Raw genomic sequence first — 19,346 nt, forward strand, 5'->3', positions numbered from 1 at the left:
TTTTAAGACCTTTCATTTTTTTATGCCCACCATGGATTTTCATTAGTTCTAAAGTCAGTTTCTGACCATTGTTTGACGAGTACAGCATCATCTTCAATATCGACATGCGCTAGAGCTAAAGATAAAGGAGCAGGCCCTCTTACTACTTTCCCATTTGTATCGTACTGACTGCCATGGCAAGGGCATATAAATTTATTAGCACCACTATCCCATGGGACAACGCAACCTAAATGAGTACAAATTGCATTTAAACCAAATTCTCCTATTTCCCCAACCTCATTAACTATTAAGTAAGTTGGATCGCCCTTGAGACCCTGCACCAGACTTCTGTCACCTGCTTGATGGGTTGCTAACCAGCCTGTCTTAGTTATCGGATTCCCTAATTCATCTTTAGCAGAAGTTCCACCACCACCACCACCTGCTCTTAAAGGCATGAAATAATTTGCTACGGGGTAAAGGGCTCCTAACGCTACACCAGTTGCAGTACCAAATGTAAGAAGATTCATAAATTGCCTTCGCCCCATTGAAGGGACATCATTGGAACTTAATTGAGTCATTCGCTACTTGGTTCTGTTATTTATTAGTTATTATGAAGCAAATTGTTCAATTTCTGTTGTAAATAGATAGGACTTTTAATAATTTAAAGTAAAAATTTAGGAAGTCTTAATTAATTGATTTATATGAACCCATTGCAAGTAGATGAAGTTATCCATTATTTGATTCATCGCTGGGGAAAAAAATATGATTTTAGACTCTTTAGAAGAGGAAAATTTGTTTATTTTCAAATGATGTGGGGATTTCTTGGGCAGGAATCATTTCCTTTAAGTGAAGATGAATATAAAAAATCGATAGCTGATAAAATCGAGATTTTAAATAGATGTGGTTATTCAGAAGAAGTAAGGGAATGGCTAAAGAAAGTCAATGCTAAGCCAAGGTTAGGTAGAGCTGTCAGCTTGCAATTAAATCTTAATGAGAAGATGAAAGAGTTTTTGACTTAAGATTTTCTGATAAGTAAGTTAATCCAGTACCCACAAAAAATAAAAAAACAATCGATATAGAAAGCAATGACATTGTCAATGGGTCTGTTGAAGGGGTAATCACTGCAGATAAGATTGCGGAGGAGATTACAACTACCTTCCAATTCGAAATCATTTTTTCTGTTGTGATTATTCCAAGAGAACCAAGAATAAATTGTAATACTGGCAATTGAAAAGCTATTGCAGTGCTAGACATTAATAAAAGAACAAAATCAAAATATCTTTCTATAGACCAAGTTGGTTCAACAATATCAGCACCGAAACTAATGAAGAAATTTATTGCTGCAGGGACTAATATCCACCATGAAAAAATCAATCCTAAAAAAAATAGAAGACCTGAACCAAAAACTGCAGGCAAAATAAGGCTTTTTTCTTGTTTTGTTAAACCAGGGGAAATGAATAATATTATTTGATAAAAGATATAAGGCATAGAAACTATCAATCCACTGTAACCTGCAACTTTAATAGCGACAAATAAAAACTCTCCTGGAGCAAGTTGTAGTAAATGAATATCACCAGCTGGAATTTCTAAAAAAGATATTAATGGCTTTATAATTAGAAGACTAAAAAATATTGAAATCAGTATTGAATAAATTGAATTTAGTATCCTTTGACGAAGCTCCTCTAAATGATCACTAAAAGTCATCGAATCTGATAATTTTTTTTCACTTTGACCTGTATCTCTCATTAATATTTGAAAATTGTTTAAGAAAAAGGTTTAAAACTAGTATTGTCAAAGTACAATTTATTTTTCGATAAATTTAATTATTTGCTTAATTTAGGATTTGTTGGATCTGGTAATAAGAAAGGAGGGGCATCATTTAAAGATGATTCACCATAAGTTTCATATTCTCTATATCCACCCATTTTCCCATTCGTTTTCATTAAAGCGCTTACGAAGGCAAGTAGTAAGAAAACAGTAGGAGCTCCAATTATTAATGCAGCACCAAATAGATATCCAACAATAAATTCTGGAAAACTATGATTTCCTAAAAATTCATGAGTGCCTAAAAGAAAATCAAACATTTAGATTTAAAAATTTTTTTTATTATAAACTAAATTACTGTTTTAAGATTTTTTTTAATGTAATCTTCTCCTCTTGTAGGATTTCCCCAAATAATTTCTCCATTTTTAAAGGAAACGCAACCTGGTCCTCCGTTTTTGATTTTTTGTAAATCTTTAATCCTTACTAAATTAATTGGAACTTTAATGTTTCTTTTTGCCTTACTAAATAAAGCAGCTAAATCTGCAGCTATTTGAAGATCTTGTTCAGATGCTACTTGAGATGAAGACTTCAAAACTACATGACTGCCTGGTGATTCCTGTGCATGAAACCATAAATCGCCTTTTTTTGAGAATTTAAAGCTTATTAAATCATTTTGCCTCATATTTCGCCCTACCTGAAGCTTTAATCCTGTGGGAGTGTCAACTTGAATTGGTGAAGACTCTATCTCATATGTACTTTTCTGATCTTCTCTTTGCTTCTTGATATTGATATTAAACTCGTTACAAATTTCTTCCATAATTTCTTCTAGAAGTTTGATTCTCATAGAAAGTTTTTCATGATTTAAAGAATTTAAATTTTCTAGAAGCGTTGTGAATTCGTCTAATCTCTCTATATTTGTTTTGTAAATACTTAATCTTTCTTTTATTAATTCTCTAGATCTCTTTAGTTTTTTTGATTTTTTATATAGTTTTTGTCCCTTTATAATGTCTTGTTTTTTAATTTCATGTGAGGCAAATATATTATCAGCTTTTTCTTTATATTTCTCGTAGTTTTCTGATTTTGTCAGAAGATCAGATTGAATATTTAAATTCTTTTTCTCAGTATTGGACTGTTTAAAAATTATCCCTTCAATTTTCTTTTCCAATAATTCAAGTTTTTTTTGTTTCAGATGATAATCATAATAATTTTCTAAGCTTGTGCATAAATCTTTTTTATTTTCGAAATTAATTTCCTTATCAAAAAACCAAACGCAATAAAAATCTTTGTTGAATATAGAAAAATTAAAGTTATTGTTTTTAAACCTGTTTATCCAAATCTTCCAATTTTTAAATATCTCCTTTAAGTCTGAGTTGCTAATGAAATCAATATTTTTTCCCATTATTCCTGAATTAACAGTTGCGCTAACAAACTCTAATTGTTTTGTGAGGATAGGGCTTACTCCTTGATAGGTATTTATTAAACAGTATTTCAAAGACTCAGGTACTATTGAAATTGAGTCTTTCCATGATTGAAAAGACTCATCTTCTCTAGGTTGTTTTTTGAGATTGACTGGAGGGCCAGAATAAATTGATCCTGTTGAAATTGTTCTAAAACTAGATTGACTTGATTTAATTTGTTTACCAACGGCAATTATTTTATGTTTATTATCCAGATAAAAAATATTACTATGTTTTCCCATTAATTCAAAAATTAAATACTTATTAATTTCATCTCCAGGTTTTTTCGCAAAACTAAATTTAATAACTCTCTCGAAATCATCTTGATCAATCGAAATTAAAGCCATATACTTTAATCCGTATCTTATTTGTTTAGAAAGTGTGCTTTCTCTCCCAATCTTTTCTGGCTTATTTATCTTTAGTATTCTTGGGGAGTCTCCATTCCATGAAACTTCTAACCATGTTTGAGAATCAACTCCTCTAAAACATAATTGAATTGTATTAGGCTCTGGTTGTTGGGCAGTCTCAAACTTTGTAGGTAAGATGTTCTTTGTCAAATAATGCAAGACAGATCTAATAGATGTAATATCCATTATCTGTGGAACACCTTTCTGCATTATTCCTTTTTAATTCACAAGAAGTTTATTTTACTGTAAAAAATTTCATATGAAAAATCAAAAAAAACTTATTATCCTTACTGGACCCAGCGGGGTAGGTAAAGGAACAGTTGTTAAAGAAATATTATGTAAAGAAAAAAATTTTTGGCTTTCTATATCTGCAACTACTAGAGAACCTAGAGAGGGAGAGAAAGACGGAGAAAATTATTATTTCTTAAACCAAGAAAAGTTTAAAGAAATGATTGAACAAAACCTTTTCCTTGAATGGGCTCAATTTGCTGGAAACTACTATGGAACGCCTTTGTCTTCAGTTAATGAGAAAATAAAAAAGGGATTTACCGTACTTCTTGAAATTGAAGTAGAGGGTGCAAGGCAAATAAAAAATAAGTTTCCTAATTCACAGTCAATATTTTTGCTTCCTCCGGATAAAGAAGAGTTAGAGAGAAGAATAAGAAATAGAGGTACAGAAAAAGAAGAGGCAATTAAAAAAAGACTCTCAAGGGCTAATTATGAGATTTCAGCATCAAATGAATTTGATTTTGCATTAACAAATCACAATGTTGATGAAACAGCAAAAAAAATAATCAAGTTAATAAAAACTTGATTATTTTCTATTTATCAACTCATTGGATGGAATAATAAATCTGGGAAAAACCTATTAAATTCAATAATTATTCCAGCTGTAAGGCTTAGCCAAATTGCTGCTACGACTGGAGCAGATCTGACAAATTTTGTGTTTAGAATTTTGAACATTTGTTTTATGAAAGTTTTTTAAGGATGTTTAGCGAGGACCATTAAGTGTAATGTTGTTATCTTTCTCTCTTAAATCTCCATTTCTACCTTGTTTATTAGCAAGAAGAGGCCATTGGGCTCCTTTTACAAGACATTTTCTGGCTAAGTCCAGATCAATAATGATCTCAAGATCTGCTGGATTCTTAGTCTTTTTTGATTCAATGAGATACTCTCTTCCTGACCAACCTATAATTCCAGCAATGTAAATGAATAATACTCCCGGAATAAGTAAATCTCCTTCATGACCTCTATTTAGAAGGGCCCCCCATGGCTCAAGAGGAGGTCCAATTATTAAATGAGGAAGACCATCATCTCCGCATGATGCTTTTCCATATCTTTCAAATCTTGCTATGTCTTTTTGAGTAGTTGCAGAATTTGCTCTCTCAATGAATTTAGGATTTTCAGAGCATTTTGTGAGGGCTGAAGCGGTATATTCTGTGCTAGCTCTATCTGCGTTTAAGGCAGGACCATTTGCAGCTAGAGCAATTGGAGTAATTCCGAGGAACAGAAAAACTGAGGTTATGATTGAAAAAAAGAATTTCATAAGTTGCAATCTTTAATTCCTTATAGTGTATTAAGTAAGAAATTAATATTAAAATAGAACAAGTTGAATCAAAAATGCATAAAGTTTTAGCTATTGAAACAAGTTGTGATGAGACATCTGTCTCAATAGTTTCTAATATTGGCGATACTTTCAGAATACATTCAAATATAATTGCCTCTCAAATTGAAGATCATTCAAAATGGGGAGGAGTTGTGCCTGAACTTGCAGCTAGAAAGCATTTAGAATTATTACCTTTTGTTTTAGAGAAGGCTCTAGAACAAGCAAAAATTAAAATTGAGGAAGTCGATTATATTGCGTCAACTGTAGCTCCTGGATTAGTTGGTTGTTTACGAGTTGGATCTATAACCGCAAGATCACTTTGCATGTTACATTCAAAACCATTTTTGGGAATTCATCATTTGGAGGGTCATTTATCTTCAATTCTATTTTCAGAAAACTATCCAAAGAAATCTTTTCTTACATTACTTGTTAGCGGCGGGCATACTGAATTGATAAAGGTAGATGATAATAGGGGGATGCAAAGACTTGGGAAAAGTTTTGATGATGCTGCTGGAGAAGCCTTTGATAAAGTTGGCAGACTATTAGGTCTTGGTTATCCAGGAGGACCGGCAATTGAAAAGATTGCTAAAAATGGGGACCCAATGAAATTTAATCTACCAAAATGTAGAATCTCTGATAAAAAAGGTGGATTTCTTAAATATGATTTCTCTTTTAGTGGTTTAAAAACTGCCGTATTAAGATTAGTTGAGAGAATAAATTTGGCTGGGAAGACCGTTCCAATTCCAGATATTGCTGCAAGTTTTGAGAGAGTTGTGGCAGAGGTCTTGGTAGAGAGAACAATAAAATGCGCAGAAGATCATAGATTGGATAATGTAGTTGTGGTTGGGGGAGTGGCTGCTAACAATACATTAAGAAAAATGATGATTAGTGAAGCTAGTAAAAAATCTATTAAAGTTCATTTAGCTCCTCTTGATCTTTGTACAGATAATGCGGCAATGATTGGAGCGGCGGCTTTGTTCAGAATCAAATTTAAGGATCATTTAAGTAACCTTAAATTAGGTGTCGCAGGAAGACTATCAATTGAACAAGCAAATACCCTTTATGAAGAAAACCCTCCTTTCTAATTTCAATGAACAAACAACCTCCTAAAATCGAGATTAAAGAGACAAAAAACTTAGTTGATAAAAAGGAATTGAATTTGTGGAAAAGAGGTTTTACCCCTCAAGCTGAAATATGGAATGGAAGGATGGCAACTGTTGGTATAGGAATTATTTTCATAATTATTGCTTTGATAAGCCAGTTTTCTTAATAAAAATAAAATTAATTTTCTTAAAAGTATTTTTGAAATAATTTTTTAAAATACTCTTGTTAAATCGATGAATTAAATTAAAAACTATTGTTTTTATTGGACTAGAGATAAGATTATTGATTTAATCAAAATAATAAATGTTTTTATTATTTGTAATTTTATATGACGCCTGAAAGGCTTGGATTACTTTGGGGGATAACTGTATTTGCAGGGGCTTGCGCTCGATTATTTTCTTCTTTTACAGGATTCCCAAGTGTTGTTCTTTTATTGCTTTCTGGATTATTAATTGGAAGATCAGGATTGGGACTTGTTGAACCTTTAGATCTCGGGCAAGGACTTGAAACTATTGTGGGACTCTTGGTCTGTTTGGTTCTTTTTGAAGGGGGATTGAATTTAAAACTGCCTGAGGGGAATATAAGAAATACTGTTTTAAAAATTTCATTGGTAAGACTTTTTATTTCATTATCAGCGGGAATTTTCATTGCTCATTGGCTGGCTGGCCTCTCATGGCAGGTCGCAGGAATATATAGTGCCATAGTTCTAGCTACTGGACCAACAGTTGTCTCTCCATTAGTGGAACAAATAAAATTAGCTTCCCCACTCTCGGAAGTTTTAAAAGCTGAAGGGTTGCTGCTTGAACCAATTGGTGCAGTACTAGCATTACTGCTTTTAGAATTGACTTTAGGGGATCTTCGTGGGATTAACGATGTATTTATAGCATTAATGCAAAGATTAGGGGGAGGAGTTTTAATCGGATTAAGTGCAGGATGGTTACTATCAGAAATTTTAAAAAAAATAAAAAATGAAGCCTCATTTGGTATAGAGCTTCAAGTTACCCTTGGATTTATTTTCCTTGTGTATGGAATTTGCGAATATTTTTTACCAGAATCAGGCTTGCCGGCTTCAGTCGCGGCAGGTTTTATTGTAGGCAAAAGAGAAGTTATAGATAAGGAGAGATTGGATAATCTAATAGGTGAATTAGCTCAATTAGCAATAACAGTTCTTTTCCCTCTTTTGGCCGCTGACGTTTCTTGGGGTGAATTAAGTCCGCTAGGCTGGGGAGGGGTTGTTTGCGTTTTTATGTTGATGGTAATTGTTCGCCCTATCTCTATCTGGATAGCAACAATAGGGAGAGACTTGAACTTAAAAGAAAAAATATTTTTAGCCTGGTTAGCCCCAAGAGGTATTGTTACTGCGGCTGTAGCTTCTCTTTTTTCTATCAGATTAGAGCAGGCTGGTATCCTTGGGGCTGGCCGTCTACAAGGTTTAGTTTTTCTTACTATTTTGATGACAGTAGGAATACAAGGACTTTCAGCTAAACCTTTGGTAAATAGACTTAAATTAGGCCAAAAAAATAATTTTGATTGATTAAAGACATCTTTCAATTCGAGTTCTATCAGTTTTACTTTCTGCGAAAAGCTCCCAACTTTGAATTAAATCTGGCCCACTGAGAGATCCAAAAAAGGCTACTCTTAGTGATTTCATTAATATCCCTTTTTTAATATTATGCTTTTTTGAGATTTCGTTTATTATTTCTTTGGCTTTCTCTTTATTTAGTTTTATAGTATTTTTCTCAATTAAATAATTTAAGATTAGTTTTAAAGATAATTTGCTTTCCCGGATTTCCAGAAAATCTTGACCTTCTTTTTGAATTGTAGGTATCAAGAAAAATGGTTTTGATTGATCAATTGAATCTTTTAAAAGAGTCATAGAGTCTCTAATCAAAATTGCTAATTTATTAGCCCATTCTTCAGATGGCGGCTTCCAACCATTGTCGTCCCAGTATTTTCTCATGATCTCAATTAACTTAATTGATTCAATATTTTTTATATATTGAGAATTAATCCAGTTGAGTTTTTCCCAACTAAATTTGGCTCCAGCTTTATTTATTTCTGATAAGTCAAAAATTTTAGATATCTCTTCAAGAGAAAGTATTTCTCTGTCGGCAGATTTTGGAGACCAACCTAAAAATGCCATATAGTTCGATAGGGCCTCAGGTAAATATCCCATTTCTCTAAATTCGTCGATTGAAGTAACGCAATCTCTCTTAGATAATTTTTTCCCTTCGCTATTCAGTATTAAGGGTGTATGCGAAAAAGTTGGTAAATTAAAATTTAATGCTTTATAAATCAATATTTGTTTTGCAGTGTTCGAGATATGGTCTTCACCCCTTACAACGTGAGTAATATTCATGAAATTATCATCAACTACTACTGCAAGATTATACAAAGGATCACCAATCTCATATCCCTTAGCCCTTCTTGATAAAACTAAATCACCGCCCAAATCCTTACCTTGCCATTTGATTTCGCCTCTTATCTGATCTATCCATTTAATTTCAATTTTTTCATCAATCTTAAATCTTATTACCGAAGTCCGCCCTTGGGATATGAATGTTTCTATTTCTTCTTTTGAAAGACTTCTGTGTCTATTATCATGCTTTGGAGGTAATCCTTTCTTTTTTTGTTCTTCTCTTAATTCAGATATTTCATCTTCTGATGTAAAGCACCTATATGCAGCTCCACATTCCAATAGTTTTTTGATATAACTTTTGTGAATCGAAATTCGGTCACTTTGCTTTATAGGTTCTTCATCCCATTTAAGCCCAAGCCATTTCAAGCCTTCTAATATATTTTTTGTATATTCAGATTTAGATCGAAGAAAATCTGTATCTTCTATTCTGATAAGAAATTTTCCACCTATTTTTTGTGCATACAACCAATTGAATAGTGCTGTTCGTGCTGTCCCAATATGAAATAAACCCGTTGGACTCGGGGCTAGTCTTAAACGTTTTTCCAAATTTCTTTTAGAAAAAACGGGACCGACGGGATTCGAACCCGCAACTTCCGCCGTGACAGGGCGGTGCTCTAACCAGTTGAACTACGGTCCCAGAGTTTTGTTCTAAATTTATTTAGAACTTCATTCTTAAAATTATCAGATCATAATACTTAATTTATGGGGTTGTAATAAAAAAAATTTATTAATTTGAGGATTTACAGAAATAATTAGTCTTTTAACTGCCTTAGTGTAAACAACTATTTATTTCTGAGGTCTAAAACCAGCAGGTTCTATCAACCTAACTTGATTGCCTCTAGCAGTAAATTCTCTGCCTTGGTCACTTTGTACGACAACTCTCCCACCAGACTTAACTCTGATAACTCTTGCACGAACCCATCCTAAAGCCGCTGATTCGAGGACTTTAACTACGTCCCCGGGTTGAAGATCTAACTCCATCTTATGAAAAAATGATTTACATAATGTTGATCAAACGCGTCGTGGAGGACTTGAACCCCCGACATCAGGTTTTGGAGACCTGCGTTCTACCAACTGAACTAACGACGCATTTAAATAATTATAAGCGTCTTTGTGACCAATAAGTTGATTAATTTACAACTTTATCGATCAAAGCGTTGTTTTACGCGAGTAGCTTTTCCTACTCTATCTCTCAGATAGAATAACTTAGCTCTTCTTACTTTACCTCTACGTTCAACTTTTAGAGAGGCAACCTGTGGACTATGTAGCATAAATACTCTTTCAACACCTATACCCTGAAAAATTCTTCTAACTGTAATAGTCTGGTTAATTCCTCCATGTCTTTTTGCTATGACAACGCCTTCATAAGGTTGGACTCTTTCTTTATTACCTTCTGTAATTTTCACACCAACTTTAACAGTGTCCCCAACATAAATTTCAGGTAATTCTTTTTTTAATTGTTCGTTCTCAAATTCCTTAATAAGATTGGATGCGCTTAAGGTTTGCGTAGTCTCAGAAACCGTATTTTTTTCTTTTTGTTCAACTGCCACATCAACTGATGCTCCAGCTTTAATACCGGTTTCTAAATCCTTCTCTTGTTTCTCTTTGGCCATTTTGGTCATTATTATCCTACAAGTTCTATATCTTAACCTTTTGACTCGCCTTTAGTAACCTTTTTGGTAAATGAAATTGTTTTTGAAAACATTTGGAATCCTGTGACGAGCATCCATAAAACTCCAAGGGAATTAAATATTACGTATATAAGTTCTCCATTATCTCCAAGCCATTCGCCCTCATGGAGAGACATTAACCAATGAACTTGTTCTCTAGAGTAACCCAGTAAATCTTTTGAAACCCTATAAAGAAGACCTGTAATTGAAGATATAAATAAGGGAAGAAAAATCCAGGGCGCCAAAGCCTTATGAAATTGCCTAGAATTAAATAAAGTTTTCATTTTCGTTTCTTTCCCATTGTTATTGATAGATTTAAGATAGCCAAGATCATAAAGGCTATTTTGAAGATATTTACCTATTACTATTATTTATTCCAATGAGACATTTTGCAGATCTTTTGTTAAATAAAAATAATTCCAAAGCTAATGATCAAGTCCCCTTTATTCAGAGGAGAAGAGGAATTGAAATAAAGTCGTCACGGGAAATAAATTTGATGAAAAAATCTAGCAGAATTGTAGCTACTGTTTTGAGAGAAATTAATGACTTAATTAAACCTGGAATGAGTACAAAAGATTTAGATGATTTCGCAGAAAAGAGGATAAAAAGTTTTGGAGCTGTCCCAAGTTTCAAGGGCTACCATGGTTTCCCTTCTAGTATTTGTTCTAGTATTAATAATGAGGTTGTACATGGTATTCCAAGTAAAAATAAAATAATTAAAAATGGTGACTTGGTTAAAATTGATACAGGGGCATATTTAGATGGTTTCCATGGAGATAGTTGTATATCAATTTGTGTAGGAGAAGTTAGTCCAAAGGCTCAAAAACTTAGTGATATAGCTTTTAAAGCATTGTATGCGGGGCTTTCGAAAATCAAGGCAGGTAATACACTTCTAGATGTGGCTGGGGAAATCGAAGACGTTGTTGTAAAAAATGGCTTTAGTGTTGTAGAAGACTATACAGGTCATGGTGTTGGACGAAATCTTCATGAAGAACCATCGGTATTTAATTTTCGGACCAAAGAATTGCCTAACGTTGTCCTTCGCGAAGGAATGACATTAGCGGTTGAACCCATTGTTAATGAAGGGACTAAATTTTGCAAAACACTAAATGATAGATGGACCGTAATAACAAAAGATGGAAAACTATCAGCCCAATGGGAGCATACAATAGTTGTTTTAAAAGATGGTATTGAAATATTGACAGATCGAGATTTTTAGGAACTAAGATTTATATTTATAGATAATTTGGCAATATAAAAAATTAAAAAATTCTTTCAATGGGAAAATTACATAAGTTAAAGGGTTTGGACTAATTATTACTAAATAATTTTTTGAATTGGCTAAATCATAAATTTTTTTTGAAACAAATTTGGGACTCATTATTCCTAGAGGATTTAATTCTGATTTAAAAGGCCCTAAGATAATTTTTTTAATTATTAATTTTTTCTTTGTATTTTTGTCCAGTAGATTTTTTTTGAAAGAAACTAATTGACCAATAAGGGATTTACTAATCTCATATGACGGATTTAGGGCGGGTAATATTTCTGCTTCAGATGTATTTATCCAAATCTCTTTTTTTATTTGTGAATCATTGCTTAGAGCAATATCTTCAAATAAATTTAGAAATTTGAATTTGCTTAATGCATTTATCTCAATTGAGTTTTCATAATTAGAATTTTCTCTACTCAAATCATATACACCATGGTTCAAAATTAAAATGTCTATATTCTCTAATTGTTTTTTTAATGACGACTCCTTCCCACATTCCCATTTAATCCATTCATTTGGAGATTCAAGATTTATTTCATAATTATTTTTACTATGAGTAAATCCAATCACTTTATACCCTTTTTGACGAAACAACTTTGTCAATTCTTTCCCTAGCGCACCTGAGGCTCCAGTAATCCCTATGGTTTTTTTGTTTTTGGTTGGATTTATCATTTTGCTTGATTTTTATGAGATACCAAAGAATTAAAATAAATTTACCAAAAAAAGATTATTTATTTTTTTATTTGATTAAAACTCATAAATAAATATTTGTTTAGTTCTGAAAAAAATATTATCTTAAACCTATTAATAAATAATTTACTAAATTATGAGCGATATATTATTAATTGGCTCATGTGAGCCATTTAGTGGTAAGTCTGCAATGGTTCTTGGGATAGCAAAAAAACTTTTACAGAAGAAAAAAAAAGTACGCATTGGAAAACCTTTAGCAACGTGTATTGAACTTACAAATCTTCCCTCAATGTCTTATGAAGGATTAATAGATGATGATGTGAAGTTTATTGGATCAACTTTAAATATCGAAGAGGAGAATTTAATTTCTTCAGTAGGGTTATTGGATAATATCTCAGCTGAAAAAAGAATCTTCAATAAAGACTTACTCCCAGGAAAAGGTTTTGATCAGATTGAAGGATTGGTCAATGATGATTTTGAAGGTCTTAATATTTTAGAGGCAGCAGGAAGTCTTCATGAGGGTATGATTTATGGCTTAAGTCTCCCGCAACTAGCTAGGGATTTAGATGCGAAAGTTCTAATTGTGAATTTATGGGAAGATTGTAAAAGTGTGGATGCATTACTTGATGCGAAAAAACAATTAGGTGAAAAATTGGCTGGAGTTGTATTAAATGGAGTTTTGACGCAAGAACTCGAAAAAGTAAAAAATGAAATAATACCCTCTCTTAAAGATCTGGATATTGAAGTGTTTGGAGTGATGCCTAAATCACCACTTCTTAGAAGTGTCACTGTAGGTGAGCTTGTAAGAAGACTAGATGCCCAAGTAATTTGTTGCCCCGAAAAAGATCAATTGCTTGTTGAAACATTAAGTATTGGTGCAATGGGGGTAAATTCTGCAATGGAATTTTTCAGGAGAAGACGTAATATGGCTGTAGTTACTGGAGCTGATAGAACTGATATCCAACTTGCTGCTTTGGAGGCTTCGACTCAATGCCTTATTTTAACTGGTTTAGGAGATCCTTTGTCACAATTAATTCATAGAGCGGAGGAATTAGAGGTGCCAATTTTAAAAGTGGAATTAGATACTCTTTCCACAGTAGAAATTATTGAACAAGCTTTTGGTCATGTCAGAATACATGAATCAATTAAAGCTTCTTATGCTATTCAATTAGTTCAAGAGAATGTAAATCTAAAAAGAATTCTCGAAAAGATAGATTTTCCCTGCAATTTTTCAGATAAATGCTAATTTCAAATATAGGAACTTTATTATTTTGAGTCGCTCTTTAGATCTACCAGCAACTGAAGGAGTTGATACCTTAGCTCAAGAACTTGCAAAACTCCAAGATAATGGGAAAAGGAAAATTGCTTTTTTGGGTAGTAGGCACGTACCGGTTGTCGATATTCACTTAATTGAGTTGATAGCAAGGTCCTTAGCAGAAGAAGGTCATAATATCCTAACTTCTGGATCTCAAGGTGTTAATGCAGCTGTTATTCGAGCTGTCTTAGATATTAATCCATCATTATTAACTGTTTTATTACCCCAAAGTCTTGATAGACAAATACCTGAAATAAAGGATCAACTTGAGAGGGTTATGCATTTGGTTGAAAAAAGTGAAAATGATGAATTACCTCTGCCACTAGCAAGTAGTCTTTGTAATCAAGAAATTATTTCTAGGTGTGATCAATTAATATGCTTTGCCTTCCACGATAGTGAAACTTTGCTAAATAGTTGTAGATGCGCGGAAGAAATGGGCAAAGTGGTTAGTTTGTTATTTTTTGATTAAATTAACCAATTTCCCCTTATAAAAAGATGATTTATGCTAATAATATTTAGCATTTAAAAATTTACTATGGCAGAAAGTTTTTCATTTGATGTAGTTTCTGATTTTGATAGGCAAGAATTAGTCAATACTTTGGATCAAGTTAAAAGGGAAATTTCTCAGCGTTATGATCTGAAGGACACAGACACTTTGGTTGATTTAGATAAGGAAAATATTTTTATAATCACTAATAGTGAGCTAACGTTAAATGCTGTCAATGACATAATTAGACAAAAGGCAATAAAAAGAAACTTATCCTTAAAAATATTTGACTATGGGGATATTGAAATAGTGAGTGGTAATAAAATTAAACAGACAATTTTATTAAAACAAGGAATTAAACAAGAAATTGCAAAAAAAATCAGTAAAAATATTAGAGATCAAATTAAAAAAATTAATGTCAGCATCAATGGAGAAACACTCAGAGTTGCTAGTAAGAGCAAAAATGATCTTCAATTGGCAATTAAGATTGTTAGTGAGTTAGAGGAGTCTTTGAATATTCCTCTAAAAGCTAATAACTTTAGATAAGATCTTTAGTAAGGATATTTTAAAAATATGGCAGATTATTCAGATTCTCTCATTAACTCATTGATTAAGAATGTAAAAGAGTACCCTCGTTTTTCAAAAGAAGAAATAGAGAAATTTTGTTGGATGGCGGTCCATGAGCATAAGCATGGTGTATTACCCTCCGAATATGATATCAGGGAGATAGATGAAGATCTTTATTTGGAACTTTTGCAAGAATTTAAATCAAATATCCATTAATTAAAATCTATATTTAAACTTACAATTATTAAAAAAATATTTTAATTAAATGTCTTACTAATGCACTAATTAGTCTATTTAAATATGATTGATTAAAAGAATAAAATTTAATGTCAACATCCTTTAAAAATGTTACACCAACAGGTCCTGGTGGGACAGCAACACTACTGATTGTACTCTCTTTTACTGGCTTTCTTTTGCTCACCCAATCATTATTTGTTGTACCTTCTGGACAAGTTGCAGTTGTTACAACACTAGGGAAAGTAAGTGGCCCCTCTAGGAGAGCTGGTTTAAACTTTAAACTTCCATTTATTCAGTCTGTATATCCATTTGATATAAAAACTCAAGTTCAACCAGAAAAATTTGAAACGCTAACCAAAGATCTTCAAGTTATTAGAGCTACGGCTACTGTTAAGTATTCAGTAAAACCTAATGAGGCAGGAAGGATCTTCGCAACAATTGCAAGCAGAAATAGCGATGTTTATCAGAAAATTGTTCAGCCATCTTTGCTAAAAGCTCTAAAATCAGTCTTTTCTCAATATGAGCTGGAAACAATTGCTACTGAATTCGCAGTAATTTCTGAAAAAGTTGGCGACACCGTTGCACAAGAATTAAATTCATTCGATTATGTAGATGTTAAGAGTTTAGATCTTACTGGATTAGAGATTGCTGAAGAATATAGAGCTGCGATTGAACAAAAGCAAATAGCTGGTCAGCAATTACTAAGAGCAAAGACTGAAGTTGAAATCGCTGAACAAGAAGCTCTTAGATATGAAACATTAAATAGAAGTCTCGACGATCAGGTCCTTTTTAAATTATTTCTCGACAAATGGGATGGTAGTACACAAGTTGTTCCTGGCCTACCAGGTTCAGAGGGAGGTAGTCCTCCAGTAATAGTTGGTGGTAGGAGATAATTACTTAAAAATAATCTTTGTATAAGTTTTAATCATTTATTTATTTTTCTTTCTTTAATGAGTATGAGTAAATGACTATTTTTTTATCTCATTGAAAGATTCGTCAAAAGCCTCGATAGTTTTATCAATTTCTTCTTCGCTGTGAGCTAATGATGTGAAGCCGGCTTCGAAAGGACTTGGAGCTAAGTAAATTCCTCTTCGGAGCATTTCTCTGTGCAACTTACCAAAAAGTTCGGCATCATTTGTTTTAGCTTCATTAAAGTTTCTAACTGGCCCATCACATAAGAAAAAACCAAACATAGCACTTACACTTCCACCATTAATAGCTATACCGTTATTTTCTGCAGATTGAATTATTCCTTCAATTAATCTAGAAGTTAATGAATCAAGTTTGTCGTATGTACCTTCTTGTTTGAGTAATTCAAGAGTTTTTATCCCAGCAGTCATTGCGAGTGGATTACCGCTCAAAGTACCTGCTTGGTAAACCGGTCCTGCAGGAGCCACCATTGACATTATTTCTTTTTTACCTCCGTATGCACCAACAGGTAGGCCTCCACCAATTACTTTCCCGAGGGTGGTTAAATCAGGAGTTACACCAAACTTTTCTTGTGCGCCTCCATAACTTATTCTGAATCCAGTCATTACTTCGTCAAAAACTAATAAGGACCCATTCTCAGTTGTTAATTCTCTTAATCCTTCCAAGAATCCAGGTTCCGGAGTAATAAATCCAGCATTACCAACGATAGGCTCAAGGATAACCCCCGAAATGGCATCAGGATTTTCAGAAAATAATTTTTTTACTGCTTCAAGGTCATTGTAGGGAGCAGTAAGTGTGTTAGCAGTTGTCGTCCTTGGAACACCTGGAGAATCTGGTAAACCTAGAGTGGCTACACCTGATCCTGCCTTCACCAAAAACATATCTGCATGACCGTGATAGCAACCATCAAATTTAATAACTTTATCTCTTCCAGTAAATGCTCGCATAAGTCTCAAAACTGCCATGCATGCTTCAGTTCCACTATTAACAAATCTAACCATTTCTACGGAAGGTACTGCATCAATGACCATTTCAGCAAGTTTGTTCTCTAGAACGCATGGAGCACCAAAGCTAGTACCTTTCTCAATTGCTTCATGTAATGCTGTTATAACTTCAGGGTGGGCATGTCCACATATAGCCGGTCCCCAACTACCTATATAGTCAATATATCTATTTCCATCAATATCCCAAGCGAAGGGACCTTTGACTCTATCAAAAACAATTGGCTGGCCTCCTACAGACTTAAAGGCTCTTACTGGAGAGCTTACTCCTCCAGGCATTAGTTCTTGGGCAGCAGAAAAAATTTCTTCTGATTTGGTGTAATTTAATATGTCAGTCACGATTTAGCTAAATGATGTTTTGAGAAAAATCTTGTCATGTTCTAAATTAGAAATAAGTAAAAATTTTGTCAATCAGATTGAAATTCTACATTATGATATTTTTATTGCGATAGTTTGGATTGTAAATTATTAATTTCAAAAGAAAACTCTATAAAAACATATTCTATTTTAGATAACTCTTTATTAATAAGCGTTTCCATGCATTTAAGAAGAGATTAAATTTATTTTTTTATATTTCGAAAAAATTATCCTCATCCTCAAAAAAATCTTCATTTATACCGTTTAAGTTAAGTTCTATCATTACAGGGGCATGATCGCTTGGGCGTAAATTACCTCTTGGTGAGCAGTCTATGACACAACTTTTAAGTTTTGATGTCAGTTCTTTGCTGATATATATATGGTCTATTCTCCAACCCTTATTTAATTCAAATCCGTTATTACGGTAATCCCACCAACTCCAATGGCCTGTATTTTGTTCAAAAATTCTGAAAGAATCTATTAATCTTTTTTTCAATACATTTTTTAGTGCATTTCTCTCTATCTCAGATGCCATAATTCCTCCTTCATATTTCTTTGGATCATGAATATCCAAGTTAGATGGAGCAACATTAAAATCACCCATTAGACAAATTAATTCTCCTTTTTTTTCTTGTTCATCCAAAAATGAAGATAAACAATTTAACCAATTAATTTTGTAGGCGAACTTACTAGAATCTAGAGAGGAGCCGTTTGGAACATAGACATTTATTATTTTTATCCCATTAATATCAGCAGAAATTAATCTTTTTTGATCTAGGAAAATTTCGGAATTTTGATTAGACTCTGTACAACCGTTGAATCCTTTTTTGACATTTTCTGGCTTTATTTTTGAAATAATAGCCACACCGTTGTATGATTTTTGTCCGTAGATCTCTAATGAATAACCTAATTTTTCAAAAGGTTCAACCGGGAAATTATCATCCATCACTTTTGTTTCTTGCAAACATAGAATATCTGGATTTACTTGATTAATCCAATCAATGATTTGTGAAAGTCTGGTTCTTATTGAGTTAACATTCCAAGTTGCTATTAACAAATTTCTACCAAATTATGTAAAATTAAGTTAGCAGAAAATTTTGACATTAAAGAATTTTGAAATTAAATAAAATGAAAAATAATGTATGCAAAAGCCTGCAAATACCAATAACTTTCGTAATATCTTTTATTTTGTTAACTTCCTTAAAGGGTGATTACCTAAATGCAGAAGATTTATTTGGAAAATTAGAAATTGAAAACTCAACTAAAACCGATGAGGATAGTTTAGGTCTTCCAACCAATCCTTTTGAAATCGTAGAAATGATTCGAAGACAAAATAGTATGAATGATGCGACTAATCCTTCTGATGCTATTGACGATGCGTTAAAGTCTTTCAATAGTTTGGAGGAAGAATAAAAATTCTAATACGATAAATTATTATTTTCAAAATTTTAATATGTTAAAAAACCCTATACCAAAAGTTACTAACCAATTACAGCACAGAGCAATCGGTATTATTAATGGTAAATTTACACCTCATGTTAGTGAGCAACTAAATAGAGGCTTTTTGATTGACAATAAAGGCGAAAAAATTGAAACAGTAGTACTAGGTAAAGCATTATCACTTTTAAAAAAGCATATTGATTTAAAGAAAAGCTATTATTGGATTGTTTATCCAAAGAATAAAAATACTCAAAACTTACATTTACAGGTTGCAGGTATCTGGGATCCCTATCAATTGAATGACTTCCCAAATGATTCTTCAAAAACTAACTTCTCTAAATTACTAGAAGAATTAGATCTAAAAGATAATTATTTTTCTGTTCGAGGAGAATTAGTTTTTGTCAACACTCAAAAGAAAGAAATTGTTATTAAGATCAGCCCAGTTCTAAAGTTAAAAAAATTAAAAAACAAAAATTTTAAATTAGTCATTAAAGGAGAACTTTCTCTTGAACTTCTTCATAGCTTTGTAAGTCTAGATATCAACAGAGATGGGAATTCTTTGAATTTAATAAATTACGAAGTGATTGAAAAAAATCTTTCTGAAAAAAACTAGAATGAAAGTTTATTATTCAGCATAATTTTACCA

The 19,346-nt window shown here is 32.6% G+C and carries 26 protein-coding genes and 2 tRNA genes; 13 read left to right on the forward strand and 15 right to left on the reverse strand.

Features of this window, described 5'->3' with window-relative positions:
- Nucleotides 1–20: 20 nt before the first annotated feature.
- On the reverse strand, nucleotides 21–557 hold the full coding sequence (petC, locus tag SIB45_RS05170) for a cytochrome b6-f complex iron-sulfur subunit (RefSeq protein ID WP_011862485.1): 537 nt from the start codon (nucleotides 555–557) through the stop codon (nucleotides 21–23).
- 123 nt (nucleotides 558–680) lie between these two features.
- Between petC and SIB45_RS05175 the strand changes: the two genes are divergently transcribed.
- Nucleotides 681–998, forward strand: coding sequence for a DUF3067 family protein (locus SIB45_RS05175; RefSeq protein WP_011862486.1), 318 nt, complete (start codon nucleotides 681–683; stop codon nucleotides 996–998).
- On the opposite strand, the gene tatC is transcribed toward SIB45_RS05175, so the two are convergent.
- The 3 genes from tatC to SIB45_RS05190 all read right to left on the reverse strand — a co-directional run bounded on the left by tatC (nucleotide 967) and on the right by SIB45_RS05190 (nucleotide 3,793).
- The gene (gene tatC / locus SIB45_RS05180) at nucleotides 967–1,725 is read right to left on the reverse strand and encodes a twin-arginine translocase subunit TatC (RefSeq protein ID WP_011862487.1); all 759 of its coding nucleotides are present in this window, start codon (nucleotides 1,723–1,725) and stop codon (nucleotides 967–969) included. The two genes, SIB45_RS05175 and tatC, sit on opposite strands and share 32 nt — an antisense overlap.
- Nucleotides 1,726–1,802: 77 nt before the next feature.
- Nucleotides 1,803–2,063 carry a hypothetical protein gene (locus SIB45_RS05185; protein ID WP_011376025.1) on the reverse strand — a complete coding sequence of 87 codons (261 nt, stop codon included), beginning with the start codon at nucleotides 2,061–2,063 and terminating at the stop codon, nucleotides 1,803–1,805.
- Nucleotides 2,064–2,092: 29 nt separating this feature from the next.
- Entirely contained in the window at nucleotides 2,093–3,793 is a 1,701-nt protein-coding gene (locus tag SIB45_RS05190; protein WP_011862488.1) for an NFACT family protein, read from the reverse strand.
- Nucleotides 3,794–3,866: 73 nt separating this feature from the next.
- Between SIB45_RS05190 and gmk the strand changes: the two genes are divergently transcribed.
- The gene (gene gmk / locus SIB45_RS05195) at nucleotides 3,867–4,421 is read left to right on the forward strand and encodes a guanylate kinase (RefSeq protein WP_011862489.1); all 555 of its coding nucleotides are present in this window, start codon (nucleotides 3,867–3,869) and stop codon (nucleotides 4,419–4,421) included.
- Between the two features lie 14 nt (nucleotides 4,422–4,435).
- Here the strand turns inward: gmk and psaJ are convergent, their stop codons facing one another.
- Entirely contained in the window at nucleotides 4,436–4,570 is a 135-nt protein-coding gene (gene psaJ / locus SIB45_RS05200; RefSeq protein ID WP_011862490.1) for a photosystem I reaction center subunit IX, read from the reverse strand.
- 28 nt (nucleotides 4,571–4,598) lie between these two features.
- Nucleotides 4,599–5,153 carry a photosystem I PsaF protein (subunit III) gene (locus SIB45_RS05205; RefSeq protein ID WP_011817979.1) on the reverse strand — a complete coding sequence of 185 codons (555 nt, stop codon included), beginning with the start codon at nucleotides 5,151–5,153 and terminating at the stop codon, nucleotides 4,599–4,601.
- Between the two features lie 74 nt (nucleotides 5,154–5,227).
- Here SIB45_RS05205 and tsaD point away from each other — a divergent pair, with 74 nt between their 5' ends.
- The 3 genes from tsaD to SIB45_RS05220 all read left to right on the forward strand — a co-directional run bounded on the left by tsaD (nucleotide 5,228) and on the right by SIB45_RS05220 (nucleotide 7,851).
- The gene (gene tsaD, locus SIB45_RS05210) at nucleotides 5,228–6,298 is read left to right on the forward strand and encodes a tRNA (adenosine(37)-N6)-threonylcarbamoyltransferase complex transferase subunit TsaD (RefSeq protein WP_011862491.1); all 1,071 of its coding nucleotides are present in this window, start codon (nucleotides 5,228–5,230) and stop codon (nucleotides 6,296–6,298) included.
- Between the two features lie 5 nt (nucleotides 6,299–6,303).
- Entirely contained in the window at nucleotides 6,304–6,483 is a 180-nt protein-coding gene (locus SIB45_RS05215) for a high light inducible protein (protein WP_011862492.1), read from the forward strand.
- A gap of 162 nt (nucleotides 6,484–6,645) precedes the next feature.
- A complete protein-coding gene (locus tag SIB45_RS05220) occupies nucleotides 6,646–7,851 on the forward strand; it encodes a cation:proton antiporter (protein WP_011862493.1) in 1,206 nt (401 codons plus the stop codon).
- Here SIB45_RS05220 and gltX read toward each other — a convergent pair whose 3' ends face one another.
- The 6 genes from gltX to SIB45_RS05250 all read right to left on the reverse strand — a co-directional run bounded on the left by gltX (nucleotide 7,852) and on the right by SIB45_RS05250 (nucleotide 10,690).
- Nucleotides 7,852–9,282 carry a glutamate--tRNA ligase gene (gltX, locus tag SIB45_RS05225; protein WP_011862494.1) on the reverse strand — a complete coding sequence of 477 codons (1,431 nt, stop codon included), beginning with the start codon at nucleotides 9,280–9,282 and terminating at the stop codon, nucleotides 7,852–7,854.
- A gap of 17 nt (nucleotides 9,283–9,299) precedes the next feature.
- Nucleotides 9,300–9,373, reverse strand: a tRNA-Asp gene (locus tag SIB45_RS05230).
- 149 nt (nucleotides 9,374–9,522) lie between these two features.
- Nucleotides 9,523–9,717, reverse strand: a complete 195-nt coding sequence (locus SIB45_RS05235) for a hypothetical protein (protein ID WP_002807701.1) — start codon at nucleotides 9,715–9,717, stop codon at nucleotides 9,523–9,525.
- Between the two features lie 35 nt (nucleotides 9,718–9,752).
- Nucleotides 9,753–9,825 (reverse strand) — tRNA-Trp (locus SIB45_RS05240).
- Nucleotides 9,826–9,878: 53 nt separating this feature from the next.
- Nucleotides 9,879–10,358, reverse strand: a complete 480-nt coding sequence (rplS, locus tag SIB45_RS05245; RefSeq protein ID WP_011862495.1) for a 50S ribosomal protein L19 — start codon at nucleotides 10,356–10,358, stop codon at nucleotides 9,879–9,881.
- A 23-nt stretch (nucleotides 10,359–10,381) separates the two neighbouring features.
- The gene (locus SIB45_RS05250; protein WP_011862496.1) at nucleotides 10,382–10,690 is read right to left on the reverse strand and encodes a PepSY domain-containing protein; all 309 of its coding nucleotides are present in this window, start codon (nucleotides 10,688–10,690) and stop codon (nucleotides 10,382–10,384) included.
- 95 nt (nucleotides 10,691–10,785) lie between these two features.
- On the opposite strand from SIB45_RS05250, the gene map reads away from it, so the two are divergent.
- Nucleotides 10,786–11,625, forward strand: a complete 840-nt coding sequence (gene map, locus SIB45_RS05255) for a type I methionyl aminopeptidase (protein ID WP_011862497.1) — start codon at nucleotides 10,786–10,788, stop codon at nucleotides 11,623–11,625.
- A gap of 3 nt (nucleotides 11,626–11,628) precedes the next feature.
- On the opposite strand, the gene SIB45_RS05260 is transcribed toward map, so the two are convergent.
- Entirely contained in the window at nucleotides 11,629–12,348 is a 720-nt protein-coding gene (locus tag SIB45_RS05260) for an SDR family oxidoreductase (protein ID WP_011862498.1), read from the reverse strand.
- Nucleotides 12,349–12,502: 154 nt separating this feature from the next.
- On the opposite strand from SIB45_RS05260, the gene SIB45_RS05265 reads away from it, so the two are divergent.
- The 5 genes from SIB45_RS05265 to SIB45_RS05285 all read left to right on the forward strand — a co-directional run bounded on the left by SIB45_RS05265 (nucleotide 12,503) and on the right by SIB45_RS05285 (nucleotide 15,865).
- Nucleotides 12,503–13,612: a phosphotransacetylase family protein gene (locus tag SIB45_RS05265; protein WP_011862499.1), complete on the forward strand. Its 1,110-nt coding sequence runs from the start codon at nucleotides 12,503–12,505 to the stop codon at nucleotides 13,610–13,612.
- A 25-nt stretch (nucleotides 13,613–13,637) separates the two neighbouring features.
- Nucleotides 13,638–14,150, forward strand: a complete 513-nt coding sequence (locus SIB45_RS05270) for a hypothetical protein (RefSeq protein ID WP_011862500.1) — start codon at nucleotides 13,638–13,640, stop codon at nucleotides 14,148–14,150.
- Between the two features lie 66 nt (nucleotides 14,151–14,216).
- Entirely contained in the window at nucleotides 14,217–14,714 is a 498-nt protein-coding gene (locus SIB45_RS05275) for a YajQ family cyclic di-GMP-binding protein (RefSeq protein WP_011862501.1), read from the forward strand.
- A 27-nt stretch (nucleotides 14,715–14,741) separates the two neighbouring features.
- Nucleotides 14,742–14,951 carry a hypothetical protein gene (locus SIB45_RS05280; protein ID WP_011862502.1) on the forward strand — a complete coding sequence of 70 codons (210 nt, stop codon included), beginning with the start codon at nucleotides 14,742–14,744 and terminating at the stop codon, nucleotides 14,949–14,951.
- Nucleotides 14,952–15,061: 110 nt separating this feature from the next.
- On the forward strand, nucleotides 15,062–15,865 hold the full coding sequence (locus SIB45_RS05285; RefSeq protein ID WP_011817992.1) for a prohibitin family protein: 804 nt from the start codon (nucleotides 15,062–15,064) through the stop codon (nucleotides 15,863–15,865).
- 75 nt (nucleotides 15,866–15,940) lie between these two features.
- On the opposite strand, the gene hemL is transcribed toward SIB45_RS05285, so the two are convergent.
- Both hemL and xth read right to left on the reverse strand, forming a co-directional pair.
- Nucleotides 15,941–17,242, reverse strand: coding sequence for a glutamate-1-semialdehyde 2,1-aminomutase (gene hemL, locus SIB45_RS05290; RefSeq protein ID WP_011862504.1), 1,302 nt, complete (start codon nucleotides 17,240–17,242; stop codon nucleotides 15,941–15,943).
- A 229-nt stretch (nucleotides 17,243–17,471) separates the two neighbouring features.
- Nucleotides 17,472–18,317: an exodeoxyribonuclease III gene (xth, locus tag SIB45_RS05295; RefSeq protein WP_011862505.1), complete on the reverse strand. Its 846-nt coding sequence runs from the start codon at nucleotides 18,315–18,317 to the stop codon at nucleotides 17,472–17,474.
- Between the two features lie 71 nt (nucleotides 18,318–18,388).
- On the opposite strand from xth, the gene SIB45_RS05300 reads away from it, so the two are divergent.
- Both SIB45_RS05300 and SIB45_RS05305 read left to right on the forward strand, forming a co-directional pair.
- Nucleotides 18,389–18,673, forward strand: a complete 285-nt coding sequence (locus SIB45_RS05300) for a hypothetical protein (protein ID WP_011862506.1) — start codon at nucleotides 18,389–18,391, stop codon at nucleotides 18,671–18,673.
- Between the two features lie 40 nt (nucleotides 18,674–18,713).
- Nucleotides 18,714–19,313, forward strand: coding sequence for a hypothetical protein (locus SIB45_RS05305; RefSeq protein WP_011862507.1), 600 nt, complete (start codon nucleotides 18,714–18,716; stop codon nucleotides 19,311–19,313).
- Nucleotides 19,314–19,346: the final 33 nt, after the last annotated feature.

The sequence above is a fragment of the Prochlorococcus sp. MIT 1304 genome (genome assembly GCF_047305015.1).
Lineage (GTDB): Bacteria > Cyanobacteriota > Cyanobacteriia > PCC-6307 > Cyanobiaceae > Prochlorococcus_A > Prochlorococcus_A marinus_E.